General features: G+C 73.7%; 21 protein-coding genes. 8 read left to right on the top strand and 13 right to left on the bottom strand.

From position 1 onward, the window contains the following. Nucleotides 1-21: 21 nt before the first annotated feature. The 5 genes from ACGH7X_RS06010 to ACGH7X_RS05990 all read right to left on the bottom strand — a co-directional run bounded on the left by ACGH7X_RS06010 (nucleotide 22) and on the right by ACGH7X_RS05990 (nucleotide 4,842). Entirely contained in the window at nucleotides 22-258 is a 237-nt protein-coding gene (locus ACGH7X_RS06010; RefSeq protein ID WP_399882361.1) for a DUF6213 family protein, read from the bottom strand. Between the two features lie 25 nt (nucleotides 259-283). Beyond that, nucleotides 284-1,669 (bottom strand): NADP-dependent succinic semialdehyde dehydrogenase, encoded by a 1,386-nt coding sequence (locus tag ACGH7X_RS06005; RefSeq protein WP_399882359.1) that lies wholly within the window; start codon nucleotides 1,667-1,669, stop codon nucleotides 284-286. 109 nt (nucleotides 1,670-1,778) lie between these two features. Beyond that, complete coding sequence (locus tag ACGH7X_RS06000; protein WP_399882357.1) at nucleotides 1,779-2,240, bottom strand: NUDIX domain-containing protein; 462 nt, start codon at nucleotides 2,238-2,240, stop codon at nucleotides 1,779-1,781. After that, nucleotides 2,237-3,775, bottom strand: coding sequence for an ATP-dependent DNA ligase (locus tag ACGH7X_RS05995; protein WP_399882355.1), 1,539 nt, complete (start codon nucleotides 3,773-3,775; stop codon nucleotides 2,237-2,239). Before ACGH7X_RS05995 ends, ACGH7X_RS06000 begins: the two co-directional genes overlap by 4 nt. A 62-nt stretch (nucleotides 3,776-3,837) precedes the next feature. After that, complete coding sequence (locus ACGH7X_RS05990; RefSeq protein WP_399882353.1) at nucleotides 3,838-4,842, bottom strand: NAD(P)/FAD-dependent oxidoreductase; 1,005 nt, start codon at nucleotides 4,840-4,842, stop codon at nucleotides 3,838-3,840. 76 nt (nucleotides 4,843-4,918) lie between these two features. Between ACGH7X_RS05990 and ACGH7X_RS05985 the strand changes: the two genes are divergently transcribed. From ACGH7X_RS05985 to ACGH7X_RS05960, 6 genes are all read left to right on the top strand, one after another. Further along, the gene (locus ACGH7X_RS05985) at nucleotides 4,919-5,515 is read left to right on the top strand and encodes a helix-turn-helix domain-containing protein (RefSeq protein WP_399882351.1); all 597 of its coding nucleotides are present in this window, start codon (nucleotides 4,919-4,921) and stop codon (nucleotides 5,513-5,515) included. 94 nt (nucleotides 5,516-5,609) lie between these two features. Further along, entirely contained in the window at nucleotides 5,610-6,599 is a 990-nt protein-coding gene (locus tag ACGH7X_RS05980; protein WP_399882349.1) for an NADPH:quinone oxidoreductase family protein, read from the top strand. Further along, nucleotides 6,596-7,777: an acyl-CoA dehydrogenase family protein gene (locus tag ACGH7X_RS05975; RefSeq protein ID WP_399882347.1), complete on the top strand. Its 1,182-nt coding sequence runs from the start codon at nucleotides 6,596-6,598 to the stop codon at nucleotides 7,775-7,777. The genes ACGH7X_RS05980 and ACGH7X_RS05975 overlap by 4 nt, the downstream gene beginning before the upstream one ends. Next, nucleotides 7,774-8,862, top strand: coding sequence for an acyl-CoA dehydrogenase family protein (locus ACGH7X_RS05970; protein ID WP_399882345.1), 1,089 nt, complete (start codon nucleotides 7,774-7,776; stop codon nucleotides 8,860-8,862). Before ACGH7X_RS05975 ends, ACGH7X_RS05970 begins: the two co-directional genes overlap by 4 nt. 199 nt (nucleotides 8,863-9,061) lie before the next feature. Then, a complete protein-coding gene (locus tag ACGH7X_RS05965; protein ID WP_399882343.1) occupies nucleotides 9,062-9,925 on the top strand; it encodes a phosphatidylinositol-specific phospholipase C/glycerophosphodiester phosphodiesterase family protein in 864 nt (287 codons plus the stop codon). 115 nt (nucleotides 9,926-10,040) lie between these two features. Continuing rightward, the gene (locus tag ACGH7X_RS05960; RefSeq protein ID WP_399882342.1) at nucleotides 10,041-10,235 is read left to right on the top strand and encodes a hypothetical protein; all 195 of its coding nucleotides are present in this window, start codon (nucleotides 10,041-10,043) and stop codon (nucleotides 10,233-10,235) included. Between the two features lie 10 nt (nucleotides 10,236-10,245). Here the strand turns inward: ACGH7X_RS05960 and ACGH7X_RS05955 are convergent, their stop codons facing one another. Next, nucleotides 10,246-10,614 carry a DUF779 domain-containing protein gene (locus tag ACGH7X_RS05955; RefSeq protein ID WP_399882340.1) on the bottom strand — a complete coding sequence of 123 codons (369 nt, stop codon included), beginning with the start codon at nucleotides 10,612-10,614 and terminating at the stop codon, nucleotides 10,246-10,248. 154 nt (nucleotides 10,615-10,768) lie between these two features. Here ACGH7X_RS05955 and ACGH7X_RS05950 point away from each other — a divergent pair, with 154 nt between their 5' ends. Then, nucleotides 10,769-11,242 (top strand): MarR family winged helix-turn-helix transcriptional regulator, encoded by a 474-nt coding sequence (locus tag ACGH7X_RS05950; protein ID WP_399882338.1) that lies wholly within the window; start codon nucleotides 10,769-10,771, stop codon nucleotides 11,240-11,242. Between the two features lie 140 nt (nucleotides 11,243-11,382). Further along, nucleotides 11,383-12,978, top strand: coding sequence for an MFS transporter (locus ACGH7X_RS05945; RefSeq protein WP_399882336.1), 1,596 nt, complete (start codon nucleotides 11,383-11,385; stop codon nucleotides 12,976-12,978). Here ACGH7X_RS05945 and ACGH7X_RS05940 read toward each other — a convergent pair. From ACGH7X_RS05940 to ACGH7X_RS05910, 7 genes are all read right to left on the bottom strand, one after another. Then, nucleotides 12,941-13,330 (bottom strand): luciferase family protein, encoded by a 390-nt coding sequence (locus ACGH7X_RS05940; protein ID WP_399882334.1) that lies wholly within the window; start codon nucleotides 13,328-13,330, stop codon nucleotides 12,941-12,943. The genes ACGH7X_RS05945 and ACGH7X_RS05940 overlap by 38 nt on opposite strands. Nucleotides 13,331-13,461: 131 nt before the next feature. Further along, entirely contained in the window at nucleotides 13,462-14,559 is a 1,098-nt protein-coding gene (locus ACGH7X_RS05935) for a lytic polysaccharide monooxygenase (RefSeq protein WP_399882332.1), read from the bottom strand. Between the two features lie 147 nt (nucleotides 14,560-14,706). Next, a complete protein-coding gene (locus ACGH7X_RS05930) occupies nucleotides 14,707-15,870 on the bottom strand; it encodes a cellulose binding domain-containing protein (RefSeq protein WP_399882330.1) in 1,164 nt (387 codons plus the stop codon). 216 nt (nucleotides 15,871-16,086) lie between these two features. Then, complete coding sequence (locus ACGH7X_RS05925; protein WP_399882328.1) at nucleotides 16,087-17,112, bottom strand: LacI family DNA-binding transcriptional regulator; 1,026 nt, start codon at nucleotides 17,110-17,112, stop codon at nucleotides 16,087-16,089. Nucleotides 17,113-17,166: 54 nt separating this feature from the next. Then, a complete protein-coding gene (locus tag ACGH7X_RS05920) occupies nucleotides 17,167-19,176 on the bottom strand; it encodes a hypothetical protein (protein ID WP_399882326.1) in 2,010 nt (669 codons plus the stop codon). After that, nucleotides 19,173-23,087 (bottom strand): DUF5682 family protein, encoded by a 3,915-nt coding sequence (locus tag ACGH7X_RS05915; RefSeq protein WP_399882324.1) that lies wholly within the window; start codon nucleotides 23,085-23,087, stop codon nucleotides 19,173-19,175. The genes ACGH7X_RS05920 and ACGH7X_RS05915 overlap by 4 nt, the downstream gene beginning before the upstream one ends. Before the next feature lie 38 nt (nucleotides 23,088-23,125). Next, the gene (locus ACGH7X_RS05910) at nucleotides 23,126-24,295 is read right to left on the bottom strand and encodes an AAA family ATPase (protein WP_399882322.1); all 1,170 of its coding nucleotides are present in this window, start codon (nucleotides 24,293-24,295) and stop codon (nucleotides 23,126-23,128) included. Nucleotides 24,296-24,317: the final 22 nt, after the last annotated feature.

Raw genomic sequence — 24,317 nt, 5'->3', positions numbered from 1 at the left:
ACTCCGTCTCGGGGAAGGGCCTCACGAGGAGGGGCCGCTGCTGTGGGCGATGCACGCCACGTCGATCCGGTCGGCCAGCTTGGCCAGCTCGATGGTGAGGGCCGCGACCGTGTCCTCGTCCAGGCTCTCCTCGCCGCTCTCCACCAGCCGCAGCCACCGTCCGCCCACCGTGCGCAGCAGCTTGCTCACGTCGGACGCGGCGACCTGGAGCGTGCCGCGGTCGTCGACGATCAGAGGCAGGGTCACTTCGCGGTTCACAAAGGGGATCGTAGTCGCGGAAGGCTCACGCTCCGTGCCATACGGTGGTGATGTTGCAGAACTCGCGGATTCCGTGCCCGGACAGCTCACGCCCGTAGCCCGACCGCTTGACCCCGCCGAACGGGAACGCCGGATGGGAGGCCGTCATCCCGTTGACGTACACGCCGCCCGCCTCCAGATCCCGTACGAAGCGGTCCACGTCGGCGTCGTCGCGCGTCCACACGTTGGAACTGAGCCCGAAGTCAGTGTCGTTGGCGATCAGCACCGCCTCGTCCAGGTCGGCCACCCGGTACAGCGTGGCGACCGGGCCGAAGGCCTCCTCGCGGTGGATGCGCATCTCGCGGGTGACGTCGGCCAGCACGGTCGGCGGGTAGTACCAGCCGGGCCCGTCCGGGCGTTCGCCGCCGCACAGCACGCTCGCGCCGCCGCGCACCGCGTCGTCGACCAGCTCCACCACGTCGTTCACGCCCTGTTCGCTGGAGAGCGGACCGACCTCGGTGTCCTCCTCCATCGGGTCGCCGACCTTCAGCGCCTTCATGCCCTCGGTGAAGCGTTCGACGAAGGAGTCGTACACGTCCGTGTGCACGATGAACCGCTTGGCGGCGATGCACGACTGCCCCGCGTTCTGCGTGCGCGCGGTCACCGCCACCTGCGCGGCCCGGTCGACGTCGGCGGACGGCATGACGACGAACGGGTCGCTGCCGCCCAGCTCCAGCACCGTCTTCTTGACCATCTCCCCGGCGGTCGAGGCGACCGCGCGGCCGGCGGGCTCGCTGCCGGTGAGGGTGGCGGCCCGCACCCGCTCGTCGCGCAGGATGTCGTCGACCGCGGCGGAACCGACGAGGAGGGTCTGGAAACAGCCCTCGGGGAACCCCGCCCGGTGGAACAGGTCCTCCAGGTACAGGGCGGTCTGCGGCACGTTCGAGGCGTGCTTGAGCAGCCCGACGTTGCCCGCCATCAGCGCGGGCGCCGCGAACCGGATCACCTGCCAGAGCGGGAAGTTCCACGGCATCACCGCGAGCACCGGACCCAGTGGCCGGTAGCGAACCAGGGCCCGGGAGGCGCCGGAGTCCTTCACGTCGGACTCGGCGGGCTCCTCGTCGGCCAGCAGCTCCGCCGCGTGGTCGGCGTACCAGCGCATCGCCCTGGCGCACTTGGCGGCCTCCGCGCGGGCCTGCTTGACCGGCTTGCCCATCTCGGTGGTGATGACCCTGCCGATCTCCTTCTGGTCCGCCTCCAGAAGATCGGCGGCCCGGCGCATGAGCCCGGCCCGCTCGTAGAACCCCGTGGTCCGGTACGTGCGGAAGGTGGCCTCCGCGAGCTCGAGCCGGCGCTCGATCTCCTCCTCGCCCATGGCCTCGTACGTCCTGAGCGTCTCGCCGTTCGCCGGGTTCACCGTCGCGATGGGCATGGCCGACCTCCCTGGGTGCAGACTCGTGCTTCGACCTTGGCGCGCGCCGTGCGGTGCCGCAACGCGGCAGCCCTCGTCGGAGCGCGTCGCCTTCCGTCGTATGTCGTCGTCAGTGCGAGTGCTCAGCCAGGCGGTCGAGAAACGCGGTCTGCGCCTTCACGATCACCTCGCGCGCCCGGTCGACCGCGAACCACGCCACCCGGTCCAGCTCGGGGAAGTCCTGCATGCGGCCGGACTTCGGCGGCCACTCCATGCGGAAGGTCCCCGGAACGACCGTCGCCGGATCGAGGTCGGCCTCGACGGCCCAGACCGTGACGACCTTCCCGCCCGCCTGCCGGACCTCGCCGAGCGGGACCGCCCCGCCCGTGGGCGGCGGCAGCCCCAGCTCCTCCTCGAACTCGCGCAGGGCCGCCTCCCAGGCCGGTTCCTCCGGCTCGTACTCGCCCTTGGGGACCGTCCACGCGCCTGCGTCCCGGCGGGTGTAGAACGGGCCGCCCATGTGACCGAGGAGCACCTGGAGTTCTGGGCCGGGGCCGCCCCGGTGCAGCAGCAGGCCCGCGCTGCGCCTCACGGGGCGACCCCGGGGTGCGCGGCGAGCAGGGTGTCGACGGTGTCCGCGTCCTCGGGGCGCTTGTCCTCCCGGTAGCGGACCACGCGGGCGAAGCGCAGGGTGACGCCGGCCGGGTAGCGGGTGGAGCGCTGGAGGCCGTCGTAGGCGATCTCGACGACGAGTTCGGGGCGCACCTCCACTCCCCAGGGGTGTTCCTCGACCGCCAACTCCTGGAGGTGCTCGGTCTGCCAGGTCAGCAGCGCGTCGGTCATGCCCTTGAAGGTCTTGCCGAGCATGGCGAAGGAGCCGTCGGCGGTGCGGGCGCCCAGGTGCAGGTTGGAGAGCTTGCCGGTGCGGCGGCCGTGGCCCCACTCGGCGGCCAGCACGACCAGGTCGAGCGTGTGGACGGGCTTGACCTTCAGCCAGGACGCGCCGCGCCGGCCCGCGCTGTAGGCGGCGTCTAGCCCCTTGACGACGACGCCCTCGTGGCCCCGCCTCAGCGCCTCGGCGAGGAACTCTTTCGCCGCGCCGGTCTCCTCGGGCCCGTGCACCAGCGTGCGCCGCACCCGCAGGGGCTCGGGGACCAGCCGGGCCAGCTCCGCGTGCCGCTCGGTCAGCGGCAGGTCTAGCAGGTCGTGGCCGTCGACGGACAGCGCGTCGAAGAACACCACGGAGACGGGGACCGACCGCGCGGCCGTCGCCACGTCCGTACGGGAGCCGACCCGTCCGGCGGTCTCCTGGAAGGAACGGGGGCGTCCGCTCTCGTCGAGGGAGATCGCCTCCCCGTCCAGGATGAACCGCTCGCCGGGCAGCGCGAGGGCCGCCGCGGTGACCTCGGGGAGCCGTCCGGTGATGTCGTCCAGCGTGCGGGTGTAGAGCCGCACGGTGTCGCCGTCGCGGTGCACCTGGACGCGGATGCCGTCCAGCTTCTCCTCCACGGCCGCGGCGCCCAGCTTGCCGACCGCCTCGGCGGCCGAGGAGGCGCTGTGCGCCAGCATCGGCAGGACCGGGCGGCCCACGGTGAGCCGGAACCGCTCCAGTGCGCCGGGTCCGTCGGCCAGCAGGGCCTCGGCCACCGTCTGGAGCGAGCCGGCGAGCATCACCGCCCGCCGCACGTCCGCCGGTGGTGCCCCGGTCGCCGCGGCCAGGCCCTCGACGGCGGCCGCGTCCAGGGCGCCCTGCCGGACCTCCCCGGTGAGCAGACCGATCAGGAAGCGCTGCTCGTCCTCGGTGGCCGCGCCCATCAGCTCGCCGACCAGCCGGGCCCGCTCGGCCTGCGAACCGGCGCCGGACACCGCGCCGAGCCGGGTGAGCCGTGCGTCCACCTCCCGCACGGTCAGGGACGGTTCGGCGGCCGGGGCGACCCGGCGGCTCAGCACCTTCCAGCCGACCCCGATCCGGCCCTGGGGGAGCCGTCCCGCCAGATAGGGGATGACGACCGGTACGTCCTCCGCCTCCGCCTCGCGGAACAGCTCCGCGAGCAGGACGGTCTTGCGGGACCGCGCCGACGTGGCGGCGACCTCCCGGGACACCTGGGCCAACCGGGCAAGCAGCATGCAGTCATGGTGCACCGCAGCGGGCCCGGGCACACCCCGCGGGCTCGGCGGACCGGTGGCCCTCACCCCGCGACGGCCGCGTCCAGGTCCGACATGATCAGGTCGCCGACGATCGCGGCCGCCGCCCGGTAGCCGCCGCTCGCCGCGTGCACGACCTGCTCGCCGAAGCCCATCGCGTTGCCGGCGGTCCACACACCGGGGACCGTGGTGCGGCCCGTCGGGTCCACCACCGGGTAGGCGCCGAACGGGGACTCCTGGAGCTCCGCGCCCAGCCGCTCCATCAGACCGGTCCGCGGTACGGGCTTCGGGGCGACGAACACCACCGAGCGCTCGTGCACCGTGCCGTCCGCCAGCCGGACCCCGGTGAGCCGGTCCTCCTCGACCCGCAGGCCCGCGACCTCGCCGGGCACCACCTTCACGCCGGCCGCGGCGAGCCGGCGCAGGTCGTCGTCGGACAGTTCGTCCTCGGCGACCGTGTGCAGGAAGAGGGTCACGTCGTCCGACCAGCCGGACACCATCAGCGCCTGGTGCACGCTGAGCGGGGTCGTGGCGAGGACGCCGAAACGCTCGTCGCGCACCTCCCAGCCGTGGCAGAACGGGCAGTGCAGCACGTCCCGCCCGAACCTCTCCGCGACCCCGGGCACCGTCGGCAGCTCGTCCCCGAGCCCGGTGGTGACGATCAGCCGACGGGCGTGGACGGTGCGTCCGCCGGCCAGCTCCACGGCGAAGTTTTCGCCCCGGGACTCGCCCCGGGACTCGCCCCGGGACTCGCCCCGGGACTCGCGCCGGGACACGTCCACCGCACGGTCGCGGACCAGTTCCACCCCGTAGCGCGCGATCTCCTCGCGGCCGAGCGCCAGGAACTCGGCGGGGGACATGCCGTCCCTGGTCAGGTAGCCCTGCATGTGGGCCGAGGGCGCGTTGCGCGGCTCACCGGCGTCGACGACCAGGGTGCGCAGCCGTGAGCGGCCCAGGACGAGCGCGGCGGAGAGCCCGGCCGCGCCGCCGCCGACGACGACCACGTCGTACTTCCCGGACAGGTCCTGCGGATCCTTGTGCTGGGTCATGGTGACCACCTCCACGTAGAAGGTCGCTCGGCATCTCGGGATTGACAAACATATTTGCCGGTTCTGCAATAAGCACATGACGACTGCTGACGATGTACTCGCCGGTGTCGGACCGAGGCTGCGCCAGGTCCGCAAGGAGCGGGAGGTGACCCTGGCGGCCCTGTCCGAGACGACCGGCATCTCGGTGAGCACCCTGTCGCGGCTGGAGTCGGGGCTGCGCAAACCGAGCCTCGAACTGCTGCTGCCGATCGCCCAGGCCCACCAGGTGCCGCTGGACGAACTGGTCGGCGCCCCGCCGGTCGGCGACCCCCGGGTGCGGTCCGAGCCGATCGTGCGCCACGGCCGCACCCACTGGCCGCTCACCCGCCAGGCGGGCGGGCTCCAGGCGTTCAAGGTGCTGGAGCCCCGGCGCCGGGAGGAGCCGGACCCGCGCACCCACGAGGGGTACGAGTGGCTCTACGTCCTCTCCGGCCGCCTGCGGCTCGTGCTCGGCGAGCACGACGTGGTGCTGTCGGCGGGGGAGGCCGTCGAGTTCGACACCCGGGTGCCGCACTGGTTCGGGTCGACGGGGGAGGGGCCGGCCGAGTTCCTCAGCCTCTTCGGGCCGCAGGGGGAGCGGATGCACGTACGGGCGCGGCCCGCCGCGCGGTCGTCGCGGGAAGCAGGGTCCTGACGGGACGACTGGCCGTGAACTGTTCCCCCTAGAGCAAGCGACCGCTTAGTATGCGAGTGACCCGGTCGGACGACGCAGTCGGTGGAGGCCCCGCATGCAGGCATGGCAGGTGCACGAGAACGGCGAGCCGGGCGAGGTGATGCGCCTCGTGGACGTGGCGCCGCCGACGCCCGGCGAGGGCCAGGTCCTGCTCAGGGTCCGCGCCGCGAACATCAACTTCCCGGACGCCCTGATGTGCCGGGGCCAGTACCAGGTCAGGCCGCCGCTGCCGTTCACGCCCGGCGTGGAGATCTGCGGCGAGACCGAGGACGGGCGGCGTGTACTCGCCAACCCGGCGCTGCCCCACGGCGGCTTCGCCGAGTACGCGCTCGCGGACGCCCGCGCCCTGCTGCCCGCCCCGGACGCCCTGGACGACGCCGAGGCCGGCGCCCTGCACATCGGCTACCAGACCGGTTGGTTCGGCCTGCACCGCCGGGCCCGGCTGGAGGCCGGCGAGACCCTGCTCGTCCACGCCGCCGCGGGCGGCGTGGGGAGCGCCGCCGTGCAGCTCGGCAAGGCGGCCGGCGCCACCGTCATCGGCGTGGTCGGCGGCCCGGAGAAGGCCGCCGTCGCCCGCGAGCTGGGCTGCGACGTGGTCGTCGACCGGCGCGGCGAGGACGTCATCGCGGCCGTGAAGGAGGCCACCGGCGGCCGGGGCGCCGACGTGGTCTACGACCCGGTGGGCGGCGAGGCGTACACCCAGTCCACCAAGGTCGTCGCCTTCGAGGGCCGGATCGTCGTCGTCGGCTTCGCGAGCGGCACGATCCCCAGCGCCGCGCTGAACCACGCCCTGGTGAAGAACTACGCGATCCTCGGTCTGCACTGGGGCCTTTACAACACCAAGAACCCGAAGCTGGTCCGGCACTGCCACGAGCAGCTCACCGAGCTGGCCGCGCGCGGCGCCGTCAAGCCGCTGGTGAGCCAACGGGTGCCGCTCGCCGGGGCGGCGGACGCCGTGCAGCGCGTCGCCGACGGCAGGACGACCGGCCGGGTGGCCGTCGTACCCGAGCAGCTGGAGAAGCCGGAGAGGGGAGCCGCCGCATGACCGACGCGACCGAACTGCGCGCCCGCACCAAAGAGTTGCTGGCCGCTCACCCACCGGCCGCCACGGACCGCCTGGACTTCCTGCGGGCCCGCTTCGACGCCGGACTCGCCTGGGTGCACTACCCGGAGGGGCTCGGCGGGCTCGGCGCCCCCCGCTCCCTCCAGGCCGTCGTGGACGCCGAGCTGGCGGCCGCGGGCGCGCCCGACAACGACCCCCGGCGCATCGGCATCGGCCTCGGCATGGCCGCCCCGACCATCCTCCAGTACGGCACGGACGAGCAGAAGCGCCGGCTGCTGCGCCCGCTGTGGACCGGCGAGGAGGTCTGGTGCCAGCTGTTCAGCGAGCCGGGTGCCGGGTCCGACCTGGCCGCGCTCGGCACGCGGGCCGTCCGGGAGGGCGAGGACTGGGTCGTCAACGGGCAGAAGGTGTGGACGTCCAGCGCGCACCTGGCCCGCTGGGCCATCCTCATCGCCCGCACCGACCCGGACCTGCCCAAACACCGGGGCATCACGTACTTCGTGTGCGACATGACCGACCCCGGGGTGGAGGTCAGGCCGCTGCGCCAGATCACGGGTGAGGCCGAGTTCAACGAGGTGTTCCTCACCGGCGTCCGCATTCCCGACTCCCGCCGCCTCGGCGAGGTCGGCGACGGCTGGCGGGTCGCGCAGACCACGCTCAACAACGAGCGCGTCGCCATCGGCGGCACCCCGATCCCCCGCGAGGGCGGCATGATCGGCAAGGTCGCCGCGACCTGGCGGGACCGCCCCGACCTGCGCACCCACGACCTGCACCAGCGGCTGCTCGGCCTGTGGGTCGAGGCCGAGGTCGCCCGCCTCACCGGCGTCCGCCTGCGTCAGCAGCTGGTGGCCGGCCAGCCGGGTCCCGAGGGCGCCGGCATGAAGCTGAACTTCGCCCGCCTCAACCAGGAGATCAGCGGCCTGGAGGTGGAACTCCTCGGCGAGGAGGGCCTGCTCTACGACGACTGGACCATGCGCCGCCCCGAGCTGGTGGACTTCACCGGCCGCGACGCCGGGTACCGCTACCTGCGTTCCAAGGGCAACAGCATCGAGGGCGGGACCAGCGAGGTCCTGCTGAACATCGTCGCCGAGCGCGTCCTGGGCCTGCCCGCCGAACCGCGCACCGACAAGGACGTCGCATGGAAGGACCTCGCCCGATGAGCGCACAGCCGGAACCCGCTCTGCTCTACTCGGAGGAGGAAGCGGCACTGCGCGCCGCCGTCCGGGACCTGCTCACCGACCACTGCGACCCGGCGGGCGTCATCGCCCGCACCGAGTCGGGCGCCGCGCACGACGTGCCGCTGTGGAAGGCCCTCTCGGACTCGATGGGCCTCGCGGGCCTGCTGATCCCCGAGGAGCTGGGCGGTCAGGGCGCCACCCACCGGGAAGCGGCCGTGGTCCTGGAGGAGTTGGGGCGCGCCGTCGCGCCGGTGCCGTATCTGACCAGCGCCGTCGTCGCCACCGAGGCGCTGCTGGCCTGCGGCGCCGACGACCTGCTCGCCGAGCTGGCGTCCGCCACGACCGTCGCCGCGCTGGCCGTCGGGCTGCACGTCGCGCCGGGCGGCGCCGCTGTGCGCGCGCGAGTCGAAGCGGGCGCGCTGCACGGCGAGTTGACGGGCATCGCCGACGCGTCCTTCGCCGACGTGCTGCTCGTGCCCGCGGACGACGGGGGCCTGTACGCGGTACCTTCGGCCGACGTGACCGTCGTCCCGCAGACGTCGCTCGACCTCACCCGGCCGGTGGCGCGGGTGACCCTCGACGGAGTGGCCGGGCGCCGGCTCGGCGACGCCGGACCCGCGGTGCGCCGCGCCCTGCGGGCCGGTGCCGGACTGCTCGCCTCCGAGCAACTGGGCCTCGCCGACTGGCTGCTGACCGAGACGGTTCGCTACCTCAAGGAGCGCAAGCAGTTCAACCGCCAGGTCGGCGGCTTCCAGGCGCTCAAGCACCGGCTCGCCCGGCTGTGGCTGGAGGTGGCGGGCCTGCGCGCCGCCGCCCGGGGCGCGGCCGACGCCCTGGCGACCGGCGCGGACACCGACGTGGCCGTCGCCGTGGCCCAGGCCTACGCGGGCCAGGTCGCCGTCCACGCCGCCGAGGAGGCGCTGCAACTGCACGGCGGCATCGGCATGACGTGGGAACACCCGGTCCACCTCTACCTCAAGCGGGCCAAGGCCGACTCGATCGCCTACGGCGCGACGGGCACCCACCGCGAGGCGCTGGCCGAACTGGTCGACCTGCGGGCCCCCTGACGAGCCGTCCACCCGACCGGGAAGTGCCCGTCCCCCAGGGGGCGGGCATTTCCCGTGCTGGATTCCCGTGCCACCCGCGCGCCGGCGAAGTGAACGACCGGCGGCGGTCCGGCCAACTCACCGCACGGCTCTGCTCCCCGAGGCCACCGGGCCCCCATACTCACAGGCGTCCCGTACGGCACTTCCAGGGAGGCAGAGCATGGCCCTCACCACCCGACGCAGAGCCCTCACCACCCTCGGCGCCGCCCTCGCGGGCGCGGTCGCCCTGCCCGCCGGCACCGCGCTGGCGAACGAAGGCAGGCGCGGGCCGCGCCCGTTGTGGCGTGCCCACGCCCACAACGACTACGAACACACCCGTCCGCTCCTGGACGCCCTCGACCACCGCTTCGGCAGCGTCGAAGCCGACATCTACCTGGTCGACGGCCAACTCCTGGTCGCCCACGACCCCGAGGACCTGGACCCGTCCCGCACCCTGGAGTCGCTCTACCTGGACCCGCTCGCCGCCCGCGTCCGCGCGGGGCACGGCCGGGTGTACCGGCGGGACCGCGGCTCCCTGCAACTCCTGATCGACATCAAGACCGAGGGCGAGTCGACGTACCTCGAACTCGACCGCCGACTGCGCCCCTACCGGCACCTGTTCACCTCCTACGCCCACGGACGGGTGTTCCCCGGCGCGGTCACCGCCGTGATCTCCGGCGACCGCGCCGCCCGCGCGCCGATGGAGGCCCAGCGCACCCGCCGGGCCTTCTACGACGGCCGCCTCACCGACCTCGGCACCGCCGCACCGGCCTCCTTCGTCCCGCTGATCAGCGACAACTGGACGCTCAACTTCACCTGGCAGGGCGTGGGCACCTTCCCGGCCGCCGAGCGGCGCAGGCTGCGGGAGATCGTGGGCGCCGCACACGCCCGCGGGCAGCGGGTGCGCTTGTGGGCCACGCCCGACGTGGCGGGTCCCGCCCGGGACGCCGTGTGGGCCGAACTGCTCGCCGCCGGGGTCGACCATCTCAACACCGACGACCTCGCGGGTCTCGAGGCGTTCCTCGACGCCCACCGGGACGCGTAGGGCACCGCCGGAACACCACTCGTTCGGAGGACAGGTCAGCCGCCCGGACGAACCCTCCGCTACGCCACACTTACGGCCGAACGCCGCGAAGTGGACGTGGCGGAGGAGGTTCACGATGGCCGTTTCCATCTCTGTGGTGCTGTTGCTGTCCGTCCTGGCGGTGATCTTCCTGCGCAACGGCGGGCTGAAGATCTCGCACGCGCTGGTGTGCCTGCTGCTCGGCTTCTACCTGGCGAGCACCAGCATCGCCCCGACCATCAGCAGCGGCCTGACCGCCACGGCGGACATCGTGGGCAGCCTCAGACCGTAACCGGGCGGCTCTAGGCGTCGATCAGGCGAGAGCGGATCAGGAAGCGCACCCCCTCGGGTGCCTCGAGCGAGAAGCCGCTGCCCCGGCCCGCGACGACGTCCACGATCAGCCGGGTGTGGCTCCACACCTCGTACTGGCTGCGCGACATCCAGAACTCGACGGGCTCGTCGACGCCGTCGACGGCCAGCTCGCCGAGCAGGACGTCCGCGGCGCCGGTGCGGAACTCGCCGGCCGGATAGCACATGGGGGCGCTGCCGTCGCAGCAGCCGCCGGACTGGTGGAACATCAGCGGACCGTGCGCCTCACGGAGCCGCCGCAGAAGTACGGAGGCCTCGGGGGTCAGCTCGACGCGCGGGGTCTCCTCGTATGTGTCGCCCATACCGCGCATGCCAGCACAGGGAAGGTTGCGAGTGCGTTGCGCGCCTGCGCGCGGCTCGGGCGTTGGCAGTGGTGGTGGCCGCGTATTACCTCCCTTGGCACCTCCTTCGACACCTCCTTTGACATACCTATCTGCTCATATCTATTGTGCGCGGGTGACCGACTCCAACGCCCCTCGCCGGGACATCGACCGCGTGGCCTCCGGCCTCGCGGCGTGCCTTCCCGCGCTGCACCGGGCGCTGGACCGACAGGTCGCCGCCCGGTACCCGCACCCCAAGCCCCCCGAGGGCCAGCTCGCCCTCCTGCGGTTCGTCGCGCGGCACGAGGGCGCCACGGTGCGCGAGGCCGCCGAGGCCCTGCTGATGAAGCCCAACAACGTCAGCGCCCTGGTCTCCCAGCTCACCGAGCAGGGCGATCTGGAACGCAGGCAGGACAGCGCCGACAAGCGGGTCGCCCACCTCCACCTGACGGCCACGGCCCGCGAGCGGCTGTCCGAGGTGCGGGAACTGGAGACGGCGTTCATCCGCGACGCCCTGACCTCCCTCACCGAGGGCCAGCAGGGCGCGCTCGGCTCCGCCCTGGACGCCCTCGACGCGCTGACGCGGCACCTCCACCCCGCCGCCCGCTGACGGGCCGGGCAGCTCTCAGGCGGCCCAGGCGGCCCAGGCGGCCCAGGCGTCCCCGTCGGCCGCCGGCACATCGCCGTGCCCCCGCGGGCCGCCCTGCCTCTCCCCGCGCCACCCCTGAATCCGGAAAAGAAGGCTCACCCATGCCGTCCACGTCCGTGGATCACCCCACCATGCCCGCGGCCGAGACCGCCCCGCCGGCGGCCGGCCGGCCGCGGTCCAACCCGTGGCTGACCCTCCTCGCCGTCGCGTTCGGACTGTTCATGGTCCAGCTCGACGGCTCCGTCGTCGCCATCGCCAACCCCCGGATCGGCAGCGACCTGCACGCGTCGACCGCCCAACTCCAGTGGGTGACCAACGCCTACCTGCTCGCGCTCGCCGCCACCCTCATCCTGGGCGGCAAGCTCGGCGACCGGTTCGGCCGGCGCACCTACTACCTCGTGGGCGTCGCCGGCTTCACCCTCGCCTCCGTCGCCATCGGACTGTCCGGCTCGATCGAGGGCGTCGTCGTCTTCCGCGCGCTCCAGGGCGTCTTCGGCGGACTGCTGATGCCCAACACCCTCGGACTGCTGCGCTCCGTGTTCCCGCCGAAGAAGTTCGGCATGGCCGTGGGCATCTGGGCCATGGTCTCCGCCGTCGCGACGGCCCTCGGGCCCATCGTCGGCGGCCTCCTCGTGGAGCACGTCGACTGGGAGTCGGTCTTCTACATCAACGCCCCCATCGGGGTCGTCGCCATCGTCTTCGGCGCCCTCGTCCTGCCGGAGAGCCGCAACGCCGCCGGCCGGGAACGCTTCGACATACCCGGCCTGGTCCTGCTCGCCCTCGGCCTGCTGGCCGTGGTCTTCGGCGTCGTCAAGGGCGAGACCTGGGGCTGGACCTCCGCCGGCACCCTCGGCTCCGTCGCCGCCGGTCTCGTGCTCCTGCTCGTCTTCGGCCGGTACGAGACCCGCGTCGAGCACCCGTTGCTGCCGATGCGCCTGTTCCGCAGCCGTGCGCTGACGATCGGCGCGGTCATCACCGCGCTGAACTTCTTCGTCATGCTCGGCGTGATCTTCTTCGTCATGCTGTACCTGCAGAACGTGCGCGGTCTCACGCCGGTCGAGGCGGGCGTGCGGACGCTTCCGCTCAGCCTCGCCTCGCTGGTCGCCTCGCCCCTGGGCGCGGCGCTGACCCAGCGCTTCGGACCCCGGCTGACCATGCCGCTGGGCACCCTGCTCCAGGCGGTCTCCTGCTTCGGCATGCTCACCTGGCAGACCGACTCCTCCTACGCCACGATGTGGCCGCCGTTCGTCGCGCTCGGCCTGGGCGTCGGCATGGTGATGTCCGCCTCCTCCGACGCCATCGTGGGCAACGCCCCCGTCCGGGACGGCGGCGTGGCCGGCGGTCTCCAGGCGACCACGCTGCAGATCGGCGGCGCGCTCGGCACCTCCGTGCTGGTCTCCCTGATCAGCGCGAAGGCCGGTGCCGGCCTCACCGGCGAACTGACCGACGCGGGTGTGCCCCCGGCCGTGGCCCACGGTCTGAACGAAGCCAAGGACGCCGTCGCGATGGGCGTGTCGCCCGTCTCCGGCGACATGCCGGCCGGGCTGCGGGCCGCCGTGGTGGAAGGCAGCGGGCAGGCGTTCATGAACGGTGTCCACGTGGCCGTGATCGTCACCGGCGTTCTCTGCGTGCTCGGCGCGGCCCTCGCCGCGGTCGGTCTCAGGCCTCCCCGGCCGCGGAGCGCGGAAGCACCGTGACGCGGTGGAAGTTGCACCCCGAGGGCAGGTCGGTGGGGGGCCGGCTCTGATGGGCCTTGAGTGCGATGCTCACCAGGCTCAGCAGCAGGTCGACGTCCGTGTCGCAGTCCAGGTGCACGGTCACCCAACGGGAGCCCGGGACCAGCCGGATGGCGCTGGAGCCGCCGAAGTCGTACTGGAAACGCTGGATGGCCCGGAGGGTGAGGTGGAGGTCCACGTCCCGGCCCGAGTGGAAGTGGACGATCTCGACACGAACGGAGTGCAGCGCCCGTCCGGTTCCGCAACTGGCCGGACCTGCGGACAGGTCGGGCCAGGCTTGCAGCCGCTCGAAGGCGCGCTGGGCCAGAGTCATGGCCCCATCGTGGCCCGATCACCGCGTCGCAACCAGGGGTTGAGCGATTTGTAACCGGCACGTGAGGTCGGTGGGACCCCTCGCAGGGCCCCACCGACCTCTTCCACCGCGTCAGGGCTCACCCCGACCTGTCAGGGCGCCACGCAGCCGATCGTGCCCACGGGGAAGTCGTTGCCCGTGGAAGTGGCGGTGAAGCCGAAGGTCACGCTGCCGTCCGGTGGCACGACGCGATTGTGGTCCACGTTGCGGACCGTGACCGTACTGTCGGTGCCGCTGGACAGCGAGCCGTTCCACACGCCGCCGAGCGTGGTCCCGCTGCCCAACTGCCACTGCACGGCCCAGCCGTTCAGCGGCTCCGTGCCGTGGTTCATCACCTCGACGGAGCCCTGGAAACCACCGCTCCAGGAGTTCTCCACGGAGTACACGGCCATGCAGGAACCGGAGTGGGTGGGCGGCGGAGTCGTCGGGTCGGTCGGGGTCGGTGTCGGATCGGGGTCCGGGGTGCTGCCCGAACCGCGGATGCCGGTGACCTCGCCGTTGCCACCGTCGAAGACGACGTCCGAGCAGGAGAAGAAGTTCTCCTGGCTGTCCGAACGCACCCACTGCATGAAGATCAGCGCGTCACCCGAGCGGCCCGAGGGCAGCGCGAGGTCCCAGTAGTAGTGGCCACCGTCGGTGCCCGGCGAGCCCTGCTGCGGCGGGTTGGTCACCGTCTGGATCAGTTCCAGGTCGTCCCAGCCCAGCTCGGACGTGGGCGACCAGCCGGGCTTGGTCAGGTAGACCCGGAAGTCACCCGGGTGGGCCGCCCAGTTGCTGTACTGCACCGGTATCGTCGCCCCGGACGTCAGGTGCGTCCGAGGCCAGTCCGCACGGGCGGCGTTGTAGCCGGAGAAGTCGTACGGGGAACGGTCGCCGGCGCTGCACAGGGTGCCGTCCGGCACGTAACCGGCGCCGCGGCCACCGGCGTTGGAGTCGAGCACGGCGAACCAGTTGTACAGCGCCGTCGCGCCGCTCTCGTCGAGGGCGGCCTGACAGGCCGGGTTCGTCGGGTCGAGGGCGCCGGTGCCGGTCTTGGCGTCCAGCTGGCACAGGTAGGTGCGGGAGCCGGGCATCATCGCCACACCGTGCGCCTCGGCCCGCCCCTGCCCGAGCAGGAGGTTCACGCCGAGCGCGCCGAGCAGGGTGGCCAGTACCGCCGCTAAAGTGAGGAATCTGCTGCGTCGAGCCATAGGGTTCTCCTGTTTCCGGGGCCGGGTCTTCCGTTCACTCATGGGAGATGGGGGATGGGTGTCGATCGGGCCTGCGATGGAACCCTCGCCCGTCCGGGGCGGGCGCTTCGACCGGACGGGCGAGGAGTCGTGGGGCGGGCTCGGCGGTCACGCAGTGGTGCAGGCGGCGTCGTTCAGGCGGAAGCCGGTCGGCTCGGTGAACGTGCCGCTGTAGGAGCCCTGGAAGCCGAACGACAGGCTTGCGCCGGAGGCGATCCTGGCGTTGTGCCCCACGCCGGTCGCCGTGACGCTGCCCGTGGAGGGCGTGACCGACGCGTTCCAGGCGTTGGTGATGCGCTGACCCGAGGGCAGGGTGAAGGCGAGCTGCCAGCCGTCGACGGGAGTCGTGCCGGTGTTGGTGACGGTGACGTCCGCGGTGAAGCCGTCCTGCCAGACGTTCGTGCCGTACGACACCTCGCAGGCCGGCGCGTCGCCGGGGTCGCCCGGGTCGCCGGGGTCGGGGTCCGGGTTGCCCGGGGTGCCGCCGGTCTCGACGGTGGAGGAGAACGAGTTCACGGCCAGCCCGGCGCCGTTCTGCCAGGGTTCGAAGCCCGCCTGGACGCTCGTCAGGTACCAGTCGTCCTCGGCGAGTCCGCGCGCGACCGTCGCCCGCACGAAGTCCAGGACGTCGAAACTCCAGCCGGTGATCGCGGAGGGGGCCACGAACGACAGCACGTCGTTGGAGCCGTTGCCGCCGCTCCACACCTCCCAGGTCCGGCCGCCCACGGTGGCCGTGCCCACCGGTGAGCCGATGGGCTGGATCGGGCCCACCCTGTTGAACCAGATCATGATCTCGGTCTGGTTGACCCCGTCGGTCCGCGGAGTCGGGTCCAGCCAGATGTCGTAGGAGGCGTTGTAGACCGCGTTGTCGACGAAGCCGTACGAGATGCTCGACGGTGCCCCGGAGACGGTGTCGAGCCGGGCGGGCAGGTTGGTGCCCGGCGAACAGGTCGTGTAGTGGCAGCCGTTGAAGACCGACGGGTACGACTTCGGTGCCCCGTTGGTCGACGCCGAGCCGTCGGCCTGGGCGACCCGGAAGCCGGTGTCGGTGGCGGTGACGCACTGGGTGGCGCTGGAGCCCCAGCGGTTGTTCTGGACGACGTACTGTCCCTGGATCGTCGTCGTGCCGAAGGGTTCGCAGATCGTGGTGTCCGCCCGGGCGGGCGCCGCCGCGGTCACGAGCGACGCGACGACGGCGAAGACCGCGAAGGTCGCCATCAGAACGCCCAAGAGGCCGTGCCAGGCGCGGACTTGGGGCCGTAACGTTCGCATGGGGGCCTCTCCGGGTGGGTGCGGGGGAAGGAGGGGGCCGGCGCGGGAGCGCTCCCAACTCCCCACTGATGGGAGCGCTCCCACTTACCGGTTGATTGGGGACTGTAGAAGCGGTTCATGTTCCTGACAAGACTGTGCGCGCCAGAGTTGTCGAAGGATTCTCGAAGCCCCAGGTGAGCGGTGTGTCGCCGGGAGCGCTCCCGACGGACCTGTCGGTCAGGCGGAGTCCCGGATCACCAGCTCCGTGCGGAGGATGACGTGCCGCCAGGCGACGGGAGAGTCCTCCATCTCCTCCAGCAGCAGCCGCACCATCGCGCGGCCGATCTCCTCCAGCGGCTGCCTCACCGTCGTCAGCGGCGGGTCCGTGGGCCGGGCCGGCTGGAAGTCGTCGAAGCCGATCACCGCGACGTCCTGCGGCACCCGCCGGCCCGCGGCGCGCAGCGCGTTGAGCGCCCCGGCGGCCAGCGTGTCCGAGGCGGCGAAGACGGCGTCGAGTTCCGGGTGACGGCCGATCAGGCCGGTCATCGCCCGGCGCCCGCTCTCCTCCGTGAAGTCGCTCCCCTCGACGACCAGCGACGGCCTGTCCGCCACGCCCGCCAGCTCCAGGGCCTCCCGGTACCCGCGCAGCCGGCACTGGGCGACGTACATGTCGAGCGGTCCGCTGATGGCCCCGATCGTGGTCCGGCCGCCCTCCAGCAGATACGTGACCGCGCCGCGCGCGCCGCCCGCGTTGTCGGCGTCGACGTAGGTGACGCTCTCGTCGCCGGAACGCCGCCCCAGCATGACGGTGGGCAGTCCCGCCTTGGCCAGCATGTCCGGCAGCGGATCCTCGGCGTGCACCGACATCAGCAGGACACCGTCGACCCGGCCGCCGCGCGCGTACTCCACGAAGCGCCGTCGCTCGGTGTCGGTACGGACGAGCGTGAGCAGCAACTGCACCGGGGTGTCGGTGAGCGCGTCGCCGACCGCGTGGACGACCTCGGTGAAGAACGGCTCGCCGAACAGCCGCCAGTCCGGCTCCGTCATCACCAGCGCGACGGCGTCGGCCCGGTGCCCCGCCAGGGAACGGGCCGCCAGATTCGGGACGTACCCCAGTTCGGCGATGGCCCGCTGGACGGCGCGACGCGTCGAATCCCGCACGCCGGCCGCGTTGTTGACGACCCTCGAGACGGTTCCCCGCCCCACACCGGCGAGGGCGGCCACCTCCTCCAGCGTCGGCGTACCAGGACGCTGCCTGCCCATGTCCGCCCGCCTTCCCCCAAGAGATCATCCGATACTACGGCTACCCGCCCCCGCTCAGCAGAGCGATCGTGAGGGTGGCGTCGGCCGGTCGGCCTGTCGGTCGGCCTGTCCCGTGGCGTTCGCCGGACGGAGATCCGCGCCCCACGCGGCGGCGCACAGGGAGCGGTCGACCTCTTCCGTGTACACGGCCGCGCCGAGCCATGCCTGGGCGAAGCGCCCGGTGTCGGCCGGGAGCAGTCGGCCGAAGGGGTCGCGTGCCCGCTGCGCGGCGGTGGCGTGCAACTCGGCCAGCAGCTCACCGGCGGTGCCGAGCCCGTACCGACGCAACCGCGTGACCTCGGAGTCCCGGCTGCCGGGGAAGGCGAGCACCCGGCGGCCTCCGGACGCCGCCTGGTGGACCCGGCGCCGCAGCAGATGCACGGGAGCCTCGTCGACGGCGGCCTCCTGTTGTACGGCCGGTGCGGTGTGAGCGTCTTGTGCGGTCCCGGACGTCGGCGTCCCGGGCAGGTCCGCGCGGCGGAGCCGGTCGAGACCGAGGCCGACGCGCGTGCCGGGATCGGTGGGATGGCTCGCCGCCAGCAGCAACGCACGGGGGAGCGGGGCCGGCGTGAGCCGGGCGACGACGCGCAGTCGGGCGCCGCGCGCCGACGCGAGGAGGCGGAGGTTCGCACGGTCGGGCAGCGCGGGGTCGTCATGGGCGGCGGCGAGCCGGACGGCCAGGCCGCCGCAGTCGGCCACCAGACACTCACCCGCCGCCTCGCGGACCGTGCCGATGAGCGTGACGTCGAGGAACAGCAGGTCCCGGCCGTCACGCGCGCTCTGTCCGTCCGGCACGTCCCCGTCGCCCGACAGGGCCCGGGACACCTGCTCGGCCACCGGCACCGCCCACAGCCCGTCGAGGGGCTCGGCGTGCCACGAGGCGCCGGACGCGCGCACGGCCCGTACGGCCGCTCCCGCCCCCAGACGCCCCGCCGGGGACACGGTCGCCCCGGACAGGGCGAGTCCCGCGCGGGAGAGTTCACGGTGCGTCAGGGCGGTGTCGCCGATGCGTACGGCGCGGTCCGCCGAACCCGTGGCCCGGTCGACGCCACCCGGGGCCACGTCCGAAACGGTGTAGAGCCGTCCCGCAGCGTCGACGGTCCACGTGACGGTGCCCGCGTATCCGGTCGCCGTGAGGATCGGTTCGGCGAAGAGCCCGTACAGGCGAAGGGACCCGTCCGGTGTGTACGGCTGCCGTACGCTGCCGCGCAGCCCGGCGAGTTCCGGCCCGGCGGCGTCCTGGAGGCGGTGCGCGAGCAGCAGGACGTCGCGCAGGGCGGCGGTGAGGTCGGAGAGGCGGTACGCGGGGTCGGCTTCGCGGGCCGCGCGCAGCGCCGTGACCACGGCGACGGCTCGCCCGGCCGCCCGGGGGAGCCCAGCGAGTCGCGCGGTGTGCGCCGCCCGCAGCAGCTCGGCCTGAAGTACGGCGCCGGCACCGTCGGTACCGGCCTCCAGGACGGCGGCCGCCGCGTCGTGCAGGGCGGCCGCTGCGGCGCGCTGGTCGGGGGTGGCCGGTTCGGGGCCGGGTTCCTGGGCCGTGGCCTGCGGTTCCGTGGCCGGAGGCGCCGTGTGCGGGGGTGTTGTGGCTGGGGATGCCGTCTGCGGGGGTGTTGTGGCTGCTGGTGCCGTCTGCGCTGGTGCTGTGACCGGTGGGGTCGTCCGTGGTGGTGCTGTGGTCGGACGGGGCGTCTGCGGTGGCTGCGTGAGTGGCGGTTCCGCGATCGGTGCATCCGTGGGATCGGCGACCGGGGCGGCCGATGCGGCGGCGGCCCGGTGCAGGCAGTCCGGCGCGAGCAGACAACCGCAGCGGATTGCCTCGGCACTGGTCACGGTCCCGCCGGGAGCGTGCAGTTCGAGGTCGGTGTCGTCGTCGACGGCGACGCGCACGATGTCGCCCTCCCGGACCGCGGGCCGCGCCGCGACCTTGGTGACACCCGAGTCCAGCCGCTTGCGCAGTCTGGGGCTGAGTGCCGCGACGAGTTGGGCGGTCACCGACGGGTCGACCGGCGGAAGGTGAGGGTTCATGCGATCTTCTCCCCTACCCAGCGGGCGAGTTCGAGCGGACTGAGGGCGGCGACCGGCATGCCCGCGGCCACGAGCTGCCCCGCCACTCCGGTGGAGTACCGGGGGCGGCCCGCGTCGTCGAGGCTCGCGCAGCCCAGTACGTGGCAGCCGGCCCCGACCAGGGCGCGGACCTCGGCGAGCAGTCCGCCCAGTGGATAGCCCTCCTCGAAGTCGCTGACGACGACCACGAGGGTGCGGGACGGCACGGTGACCAGCTCGCGGGCGTGCCGCAGCCCCGCGGCGATGTGGGTGCCGCCGCCCACACTGACCTCGAGCAGCAGGGACAACGGGTCGTCGACGTGGTCGGTGAGGTCCATGACCTCCGTGGAGAAGGCCAGGAAATGCGTGGACAGCGCGGGCACCCCGGCCAGCACCGATGCGGTGAGGGCGGCCCAGACCGTGGACGCCTCCATGGACCCCGACACGTCGGTCACCAGGATCAGCCGCCAGTCGGCCGTCCTCCTGGCCCGGGTGCGGAAGACGGGATGTTCAGGGACGACCACGATCGTGCCGTCCGGACCCCGGCGCGCGGAGGCCAGGTTGGCCCGCAGGGTGCGGGCCAGGTCGAGGCCACCGCCCGGGCGACGGCTGGGACGCGGCACAACGGTGCCGTGCAGCGCGGGGCGCAACCGCGTGGCCAACTCCCGGGTCAGTGCCTCGACCAGGCGCCGCACGAGCGGCCGGAGCGCGGCCAGGCGTGCCTCCGGCAGGCCCCCCGCATGCAGGAGCACGGTGCGCAGCAGATCGACGGAGGGCCGCACGCTGTCCGGATCGAGTTCGGCCAGGACGTCCGGCCGGCCCGACGAGGCCGCGGCCGCCAGGACCTCCTCGCGGACGCCCGGCCCGAACAGCGCCGCCAGGTCCTCCGACCACTCCCGCGCACTCGGGTAGGAAGCCTCGCGTCCGCCGCCTCCCCGCCCGTGCCCGGTCAGATCGCCCCGGCTGCCCTCGCCGCGCCCGCTGCCGTACAACTCGTCCAGCGCGGTGGCCGGCGCGGCCGCCGCCGGGGGCAACCGGTCGGTACGGCGGCCGAGCACGAGCCGCCAGCGGTCGGCGGGGGCGAGGTGGTGATCCGCGGCGACGACGTGCGGGGCGGCGGCAGCCATGGCTGTGTCCGTGTCCGTCGCCGTGGCCGTGCGCTCGGTAGTGCCCGCCTCGTTGGCTGGGGCTGGGGCTGGGGCTGGGGTCTGGGTCTCGGGTGCGGTCGTGGTGCGGGCCGGGGGCAGCAACCCGAGGCTGCCGAGAGTGGCCCGGGCCGTGAGGTCCGCGCCGGTCCACAGGGCCAGGGCGTCAGGAGCCGCCCCGCCCGTGTCGGCCAGCCGACGGGTGTCCAGGCGCTCCTCGACGGTGGACAGGAGACGGTCGCGGGCGGCCGGGCTGAGCGTGTCGAAGCCGCCGCGCAGCGCCGGCAGCCGGTCGAGGAACTCCCGGTCGGGCAACTCGGACACCCGGTCGAGAAGCGGCTCGAGCGCCGGGGCCGCCGACTCCAGCAGTGGACCTGCGGCCGTCAGCAGCCCCGTGAGCCGGGCGGTGAGCGCGGAGCGGGTCGCGCGATCGTGCGCCGAGTCGACCCAGGACGCCACGCGCCCGCCGAGCACCTCGGGGTCCTCGTGCCCGAGGAGCACCCGGACGGCTCCCGCGGCGCCGCGCATCAGGGGCGAGCCCTCGTGCGCCAACCGGGCCAGGGCGTCGGTCAGTCGGACGCCGCCGAGCACGTCCGCGCGGTGGGCGAGCTCCAGCAGGGCGTGCGCGTCCGCCGGGTCCTCGGCACCGCTGAGCCCGTCCACCTGGCGCACCGCCGCGGCGGTGAGGAGCTCGGCCACGGCGGTGGCCCGCACCGCCCGGTACTTGTCGGTGCCGAGCCCCGGGACGTGCCCCGCCCGCAACCGGTCCAGCAGCCCCAGGCCGGTGAGGAGTTCGGGCAGCGTGGCGGCACCGGGCAGTACGCCGGCGGTCTCCGCGAGCCGCGCGTCCGTCAGGTCCGGCAGGCCGCACTCGGCCGCCTGCCGGAGCCCGTCCAGGTTCTGTGCGGCGGTGGGCCCGCCCTCGTCCCGCTCCGTCCGCCATCGCTCACGCAGGACACCCTGGGCGGCCTGGGCGGCCGTGACACCGTGAACGCCGACCGCGGACAGTATGGCCTCGGTGGCCGGCGTCCAGCGCACCTCCCACCGTGTCGTCAACGCATCCGCGCCGCCCGCACCGACGACGCCCCGCGCCTGCGCGTACGGCACGCCACACACCGTCAGGCGGCGCAGCAGCAGGTCGCGCGCGCGGTCGAGGTCGGATCGCAGCGGGTCCAGACGCAGATCCCGGGCGGTCGTGGCCGGCGCGGTGGTCCCCGGTCCCGTGCCGCCCACCCCTGTCGCCGGCGGGCCGGTGGACGCCGGGCCGGGCAGCCCCAGGGCCGACAACTCGGCCTCGACCGCCGGAGCGAGGCCGCTGCGCGGCGCACCCGGGGCGGGCCGTCCGCCGCGGGTCCCGACGAGGACCTGTTCCATCGCCCTTGCGACGGCCCGGCCCCTGCCGTACGGCTCGCCCTGCGCGAGAACCGTCTGCACCGCCTCGACCAGTTCCCCCCGCCCTGCCGCGGGCAGCCCGCGCAGCCGTGCCAGGTCCGAGGCCAGCCGCGTGATCTCGCGTGCGTCGGCGGGTCCCGACGGATGCCCGAGGCCGCGCAGTGCAGCGCACACCCGTACCGCAGCGTGCGTCAGCGCCTCCTCCAGTGCGCTCGGATCACCCGCCGCCCGCAGCACCAGATGCTGCCACTCCGGGTCCCGGATGCCCGCGGGGTACCCGGACCGCTCGTCCAGGAGGGCGTACGTGTACGGGATGAGGGACGTGATCCACTCGGGCCGGTCGACACCGCCGCTGTGACGAGCGGCGGAACCTGGACGGTGGGTCGGCAGGTTGATGGGGAGGCCGGTGGGGAGGTCGGCGAGGTGGTCGGCGAGGTGGTCGGCCGGGCCCGACGGGTCGCCGGAAGGGCCCGCAGGGTCGCCGGAACCGTCCCGCCCGGGCTCGGCCGTGGCGGGTGGAGACACCAGCGCCGGCGCGTGGAAGGCGCCCACGACCAACGCGGCCCGCGCACCGTCCGCGGTGGCGGCGGCCAGACGGGAGCGCATCCACGCCTCACGCCGTAGATCCAGCTCGGGTACGCCTCCGGACCCGACGGCCTCCTCGCGCAACGCCCACCCGGTCAGGAGCGCGGCACGGCGCAGCGCCTCCGGCGGCGATCCCGGAGCGGCGGCCTCGACGAGGCGGTCCCACAGATCCTCGCCCGGCCGACCGGTGAGCCGCGCCCGGAGAGCCCAGGACAGCCCGGAACGGTCGTGCTCCGCCGAGGGGGCCGAAGGCACCGGGGCCGTGGTCTCCGCGTTCGTCGGGGTTGCCGGGGGCGCCGGGGGCGCCGGGGGCGCCGCGGTGCGTCCGACGGGTACGGTGCGCGCGGTGGGTGTCGCGGAGCCGTTCCGCTCCCGCCGCGCCCGGTCGGCCAACGGCAGGTCGCAGGCGACGACCGGGACGCCCCGCCGGGCTGCCCAGCGCACGGCGGCGAGCTCCGGGGAGAAGTCGGCGAACGGATAGAAGGCCGGCCCCGCCCCCTCCTCCGTGCAGGCGGCGGCCAGCGCGACCGGTGCCCGCGTCTCCTCGTGGCCCAGCCAGGGCAACCACTCCTGCATCTCGGCGGGCAACTCCACCAGCAGGACGTCCGGAGCGGCCCCGTCCAGCAGCGCGGGCACTGCCGCGGCCAGCGACGGCGCGTGATGCCGTACGCCGATCAGGAAGGGCGCCGCGGGACCGGTGAGCGCCTCGACCGCTTCGTCGGGAGACAGGGACGCGGAGCCGGCGGAGGGCAAGGAACCGGGAGAGGGCATGGAACCGGGGGAGGGCGGCGAGGAGCGGGACACGGGTGTCAGCCCTCCAGAACCGTGCGCAGGTCCCACAGGGTGCGCCAGGTGGCCGAACCCTGCTCGGCCCGGCGCCGGACCGGACCGTCCCAGTACCCGCGCAGCCGTGCCGCGTCGGCGGGGTCGTCCTTGCGGACCACACCGAGGAGATGCCCCGGGAGCAGCCCCAGCACGTCGCGGTCCCCGGGGAAGTACGCCGCGGCCAGCCCGAGCGCGCCCGCCACGGACACCGCCTCCGCCGTGCTCATGACCGTGGAGGGACGCTCGACCTCCCAACCCTCCGCCGAACGGCCTTCGCGCAGGTCGCGAAAGGCGACGACCAGCGCCTCCAGGACGGCCTCGTCGACCCGGAACGGCACGCCCGCCCGCTCGACGGATGCCCGCGCCTGGCTGCGCACCAGGGCCGTCTCGGCGTCGAGGTCCGGAATGGGGCCGACGGTCTCGAAGTTGAAACGGCGCTTGAGAGCGGCGGACATCTCGGAGACGCCCTTGTCGCGGAGGTTGGCGGTGGCGATGAGGTTGAACCCGGGCGTGGCATGCGCCAGGGCGTCCTCGCTGCCGGAGAGTTCGGGGACGGCGATGCGCCGCTCGGAGAGCAGGGAGACCAGGGCGTCCTGCACCTCCGGCAGACAGCGGGTCACCTCCTCGACGCGGGCGATGCCGCCCCGGGTCATCGCGGTCAAGACCGGGGAGGGCACGAGTGCGGCCCGGCTGGGGCCCTGGGCGAGCAGCAGGGCGTAGTTCCAGCCGTACTTGAGCTGGTCCTCGGTCGTGCCCGCCGTGCCCTGCACCACCAGGCCGCTGGTGCCGCACACGGCCGCCGACAACAGCTCGGACAGCATGGACTTGGCCGTACCGGGCTCGCCGACGAGCAGCAGTCCGCGCTCCCCGGCGAGGGTGACGACGCACCGCTCGACCAGCGCCCGGTCGCCGACGAACTTGCCCTCCACCACCAGCCGGCGCGGCACCCCCTCGGGTGCCTCGGCGTCCTCGGGCAGCCGCAGGGCACGGCCGTCGCTGCCCATGACGAACGTGACCACGGCCCGGGGCGTGAGCCGCCAGGCGGGCGGGCGCGGACCGTCGTCGTAGGCGGCGAGGAAGGCCAGTTCGGTGGCGTACCTGTCCTCGGGCGGCACGATCTGGCGGGAGGTGTCGGGGGAGAGGGTGGTGGTCATCGACGGATCTTCCGGTGGTGTC

Source organism: Streptomyces sp. BBFR51 (assembly GCF_044591655.1).
Classification (GTDB): Bacteria; Actinomycetota; Actinomycetes; order Streptomycetales; family Streptomycetaceae; genus Streptomyces.
This window is presented reverse-complemented; position numbering and strand designations above follow the sequence as displayed.

What these genes read in the sequence shown, in the direction of transcription:
- ACGH7X_RS06005 (WP_399882359.1), bottom strand. Translation starts at nt 1,669, where the DNA reads ATGCCCATCGCGACGGTGAACCCGGCGAACGGCGAGACGCTCAGGACG.
- ACGH7X_RS05995 (WP_399882355.1), bottom strand. Translation starts at nt 3,775, where the DNA reads ATGCTGCTTGCCCGGTTGGCCCAGGTGTCCCGGGAGGTCGCCGCCACG.
- ACGH7X_RS05990 (WP_399882353.1), bottom strand. Translation starts at nt 4,842, where the DNA reads ATGACCCAGCACAAGGATCCGCAGGACCTGTCCGGGAAGTACGACGTG.
- ACGH7X_RS05985 (WP_399882351.1), top strand. Translation starts at nt 4,919, where the DNA reads ATGACGACTGCTGACGATGTACTCGCCGGTGTCGGACCGAGGCTGCGC.
- ACGH7X_RS05980 (WP_399882349.1), top strand. Translation starts at nt 5,610, where the DNA reads ATGCAGGCATGGCAGGTGCACGAGAACGGCGAGCCGGGCGAGGTGATG.
- ACGH7X_RS05975 (WP_399882347.1), top strand. Translation starts at nt 6,596, where the DNA reads ATGACCGACGCGACCGAACTGCGCGCCCGCACCAAAGAGTTGCTGGCC.
- ACGH7X_RS05970 (WP_399882345.1), top strand. Translation starts at nt 7,774, where the DNA reads ATGAGCGCACAGCCGGAACCCGCTCTGCTCTACTCGGAGGAGGAAGCG.
- ACGH7X_RS05965 (WP_399882343.1), top strand. Translation starts at nt 9,062, where the DNA reads ATGGCCCTCACCACCCGACGCAGAGCCCTCACCACCCTCGGCGCCGCC.
- ACGH7X_RS05960 (WP_399882342.1), top strand. Translation starts at nt 10,041, where the DNA reads ATGGCCGTTTCCATCTCTGTGGTGCTGTTGCTGTCCGTCCTGGCGGTG.
- ACGH7X_RS05955 (WP_399882340.1), bottom strand. Translation starts at nt 10,614, where the DNA reads ATGGGCGACACATACGAGGAGACCCCGCGCGTCGAGCTGACCCCCGAG.
- ACGH7X_RS05945 (WP_399882336.1), top strand. Translation starts at nt 11,383, where the DNA reads ATGCCGTCCACGTCCGTGGATCACCCCACCATGCCCGCGGCCGAGACC.
- ACGH7X_RS05940 (WP_399882334.1), bottom strand. Translation starts at nt 13,330, where the DNA reads ATGACTCTGGCCCAGCGCGCCTTCGAGCGGCTGCAAGCCTGGCCCGAC.
- ACGH7X_RS05935 (WP_399882332.1), bottom strand. Translation starts at nt 14,559, where the DNA reads ATGGCTCGACGCAGCAGATTCCTCACTTTAGCGGCGGTACTGGCCACC.
- ACGH7X_RS05930 (WP_399882330.1), bottom strand. Translation starts at nt 15,870, where the DNA reads ATGCGAACGTTACGGCCCCAAGTCCGCGCCTGGCACGGCCTCTTGGGC.
- ACGH7X_RS05925 (WP_399882328.1), bottom strand. Translation starts at nt 17,112, where the DNA reads ATGGGCAGGCAGCGTCCTGGTACGCCGACGCTGGAGGAGGTGGCCGCC.
- ACGH7X_RS05920 (WP_399882326.1), bottom strand. Translation starts at nt 19,176, where the DNA reads ATGAACCCTCACCTTCCGCCGGTCGACCCGTCGGTGACCGCCCAACTC.
- ACGH7X_RS05915 (WP_399882324.1), bottom strand. Translation starts at nt 23,087, where the DNA reads ATGCCCTCTCCCGGTTCCTTGCCCTCCGCCGGCTCCGCGTCCCTGTCT.
- ACGH7X_RS05910 (WP_399882322.1), bottom strand. Translation starts at nt 24,295, where the DNA reads ATGACCACCACCCTCTCCCCCGACACCTCCCGCCAGATCGTGCCGCCC.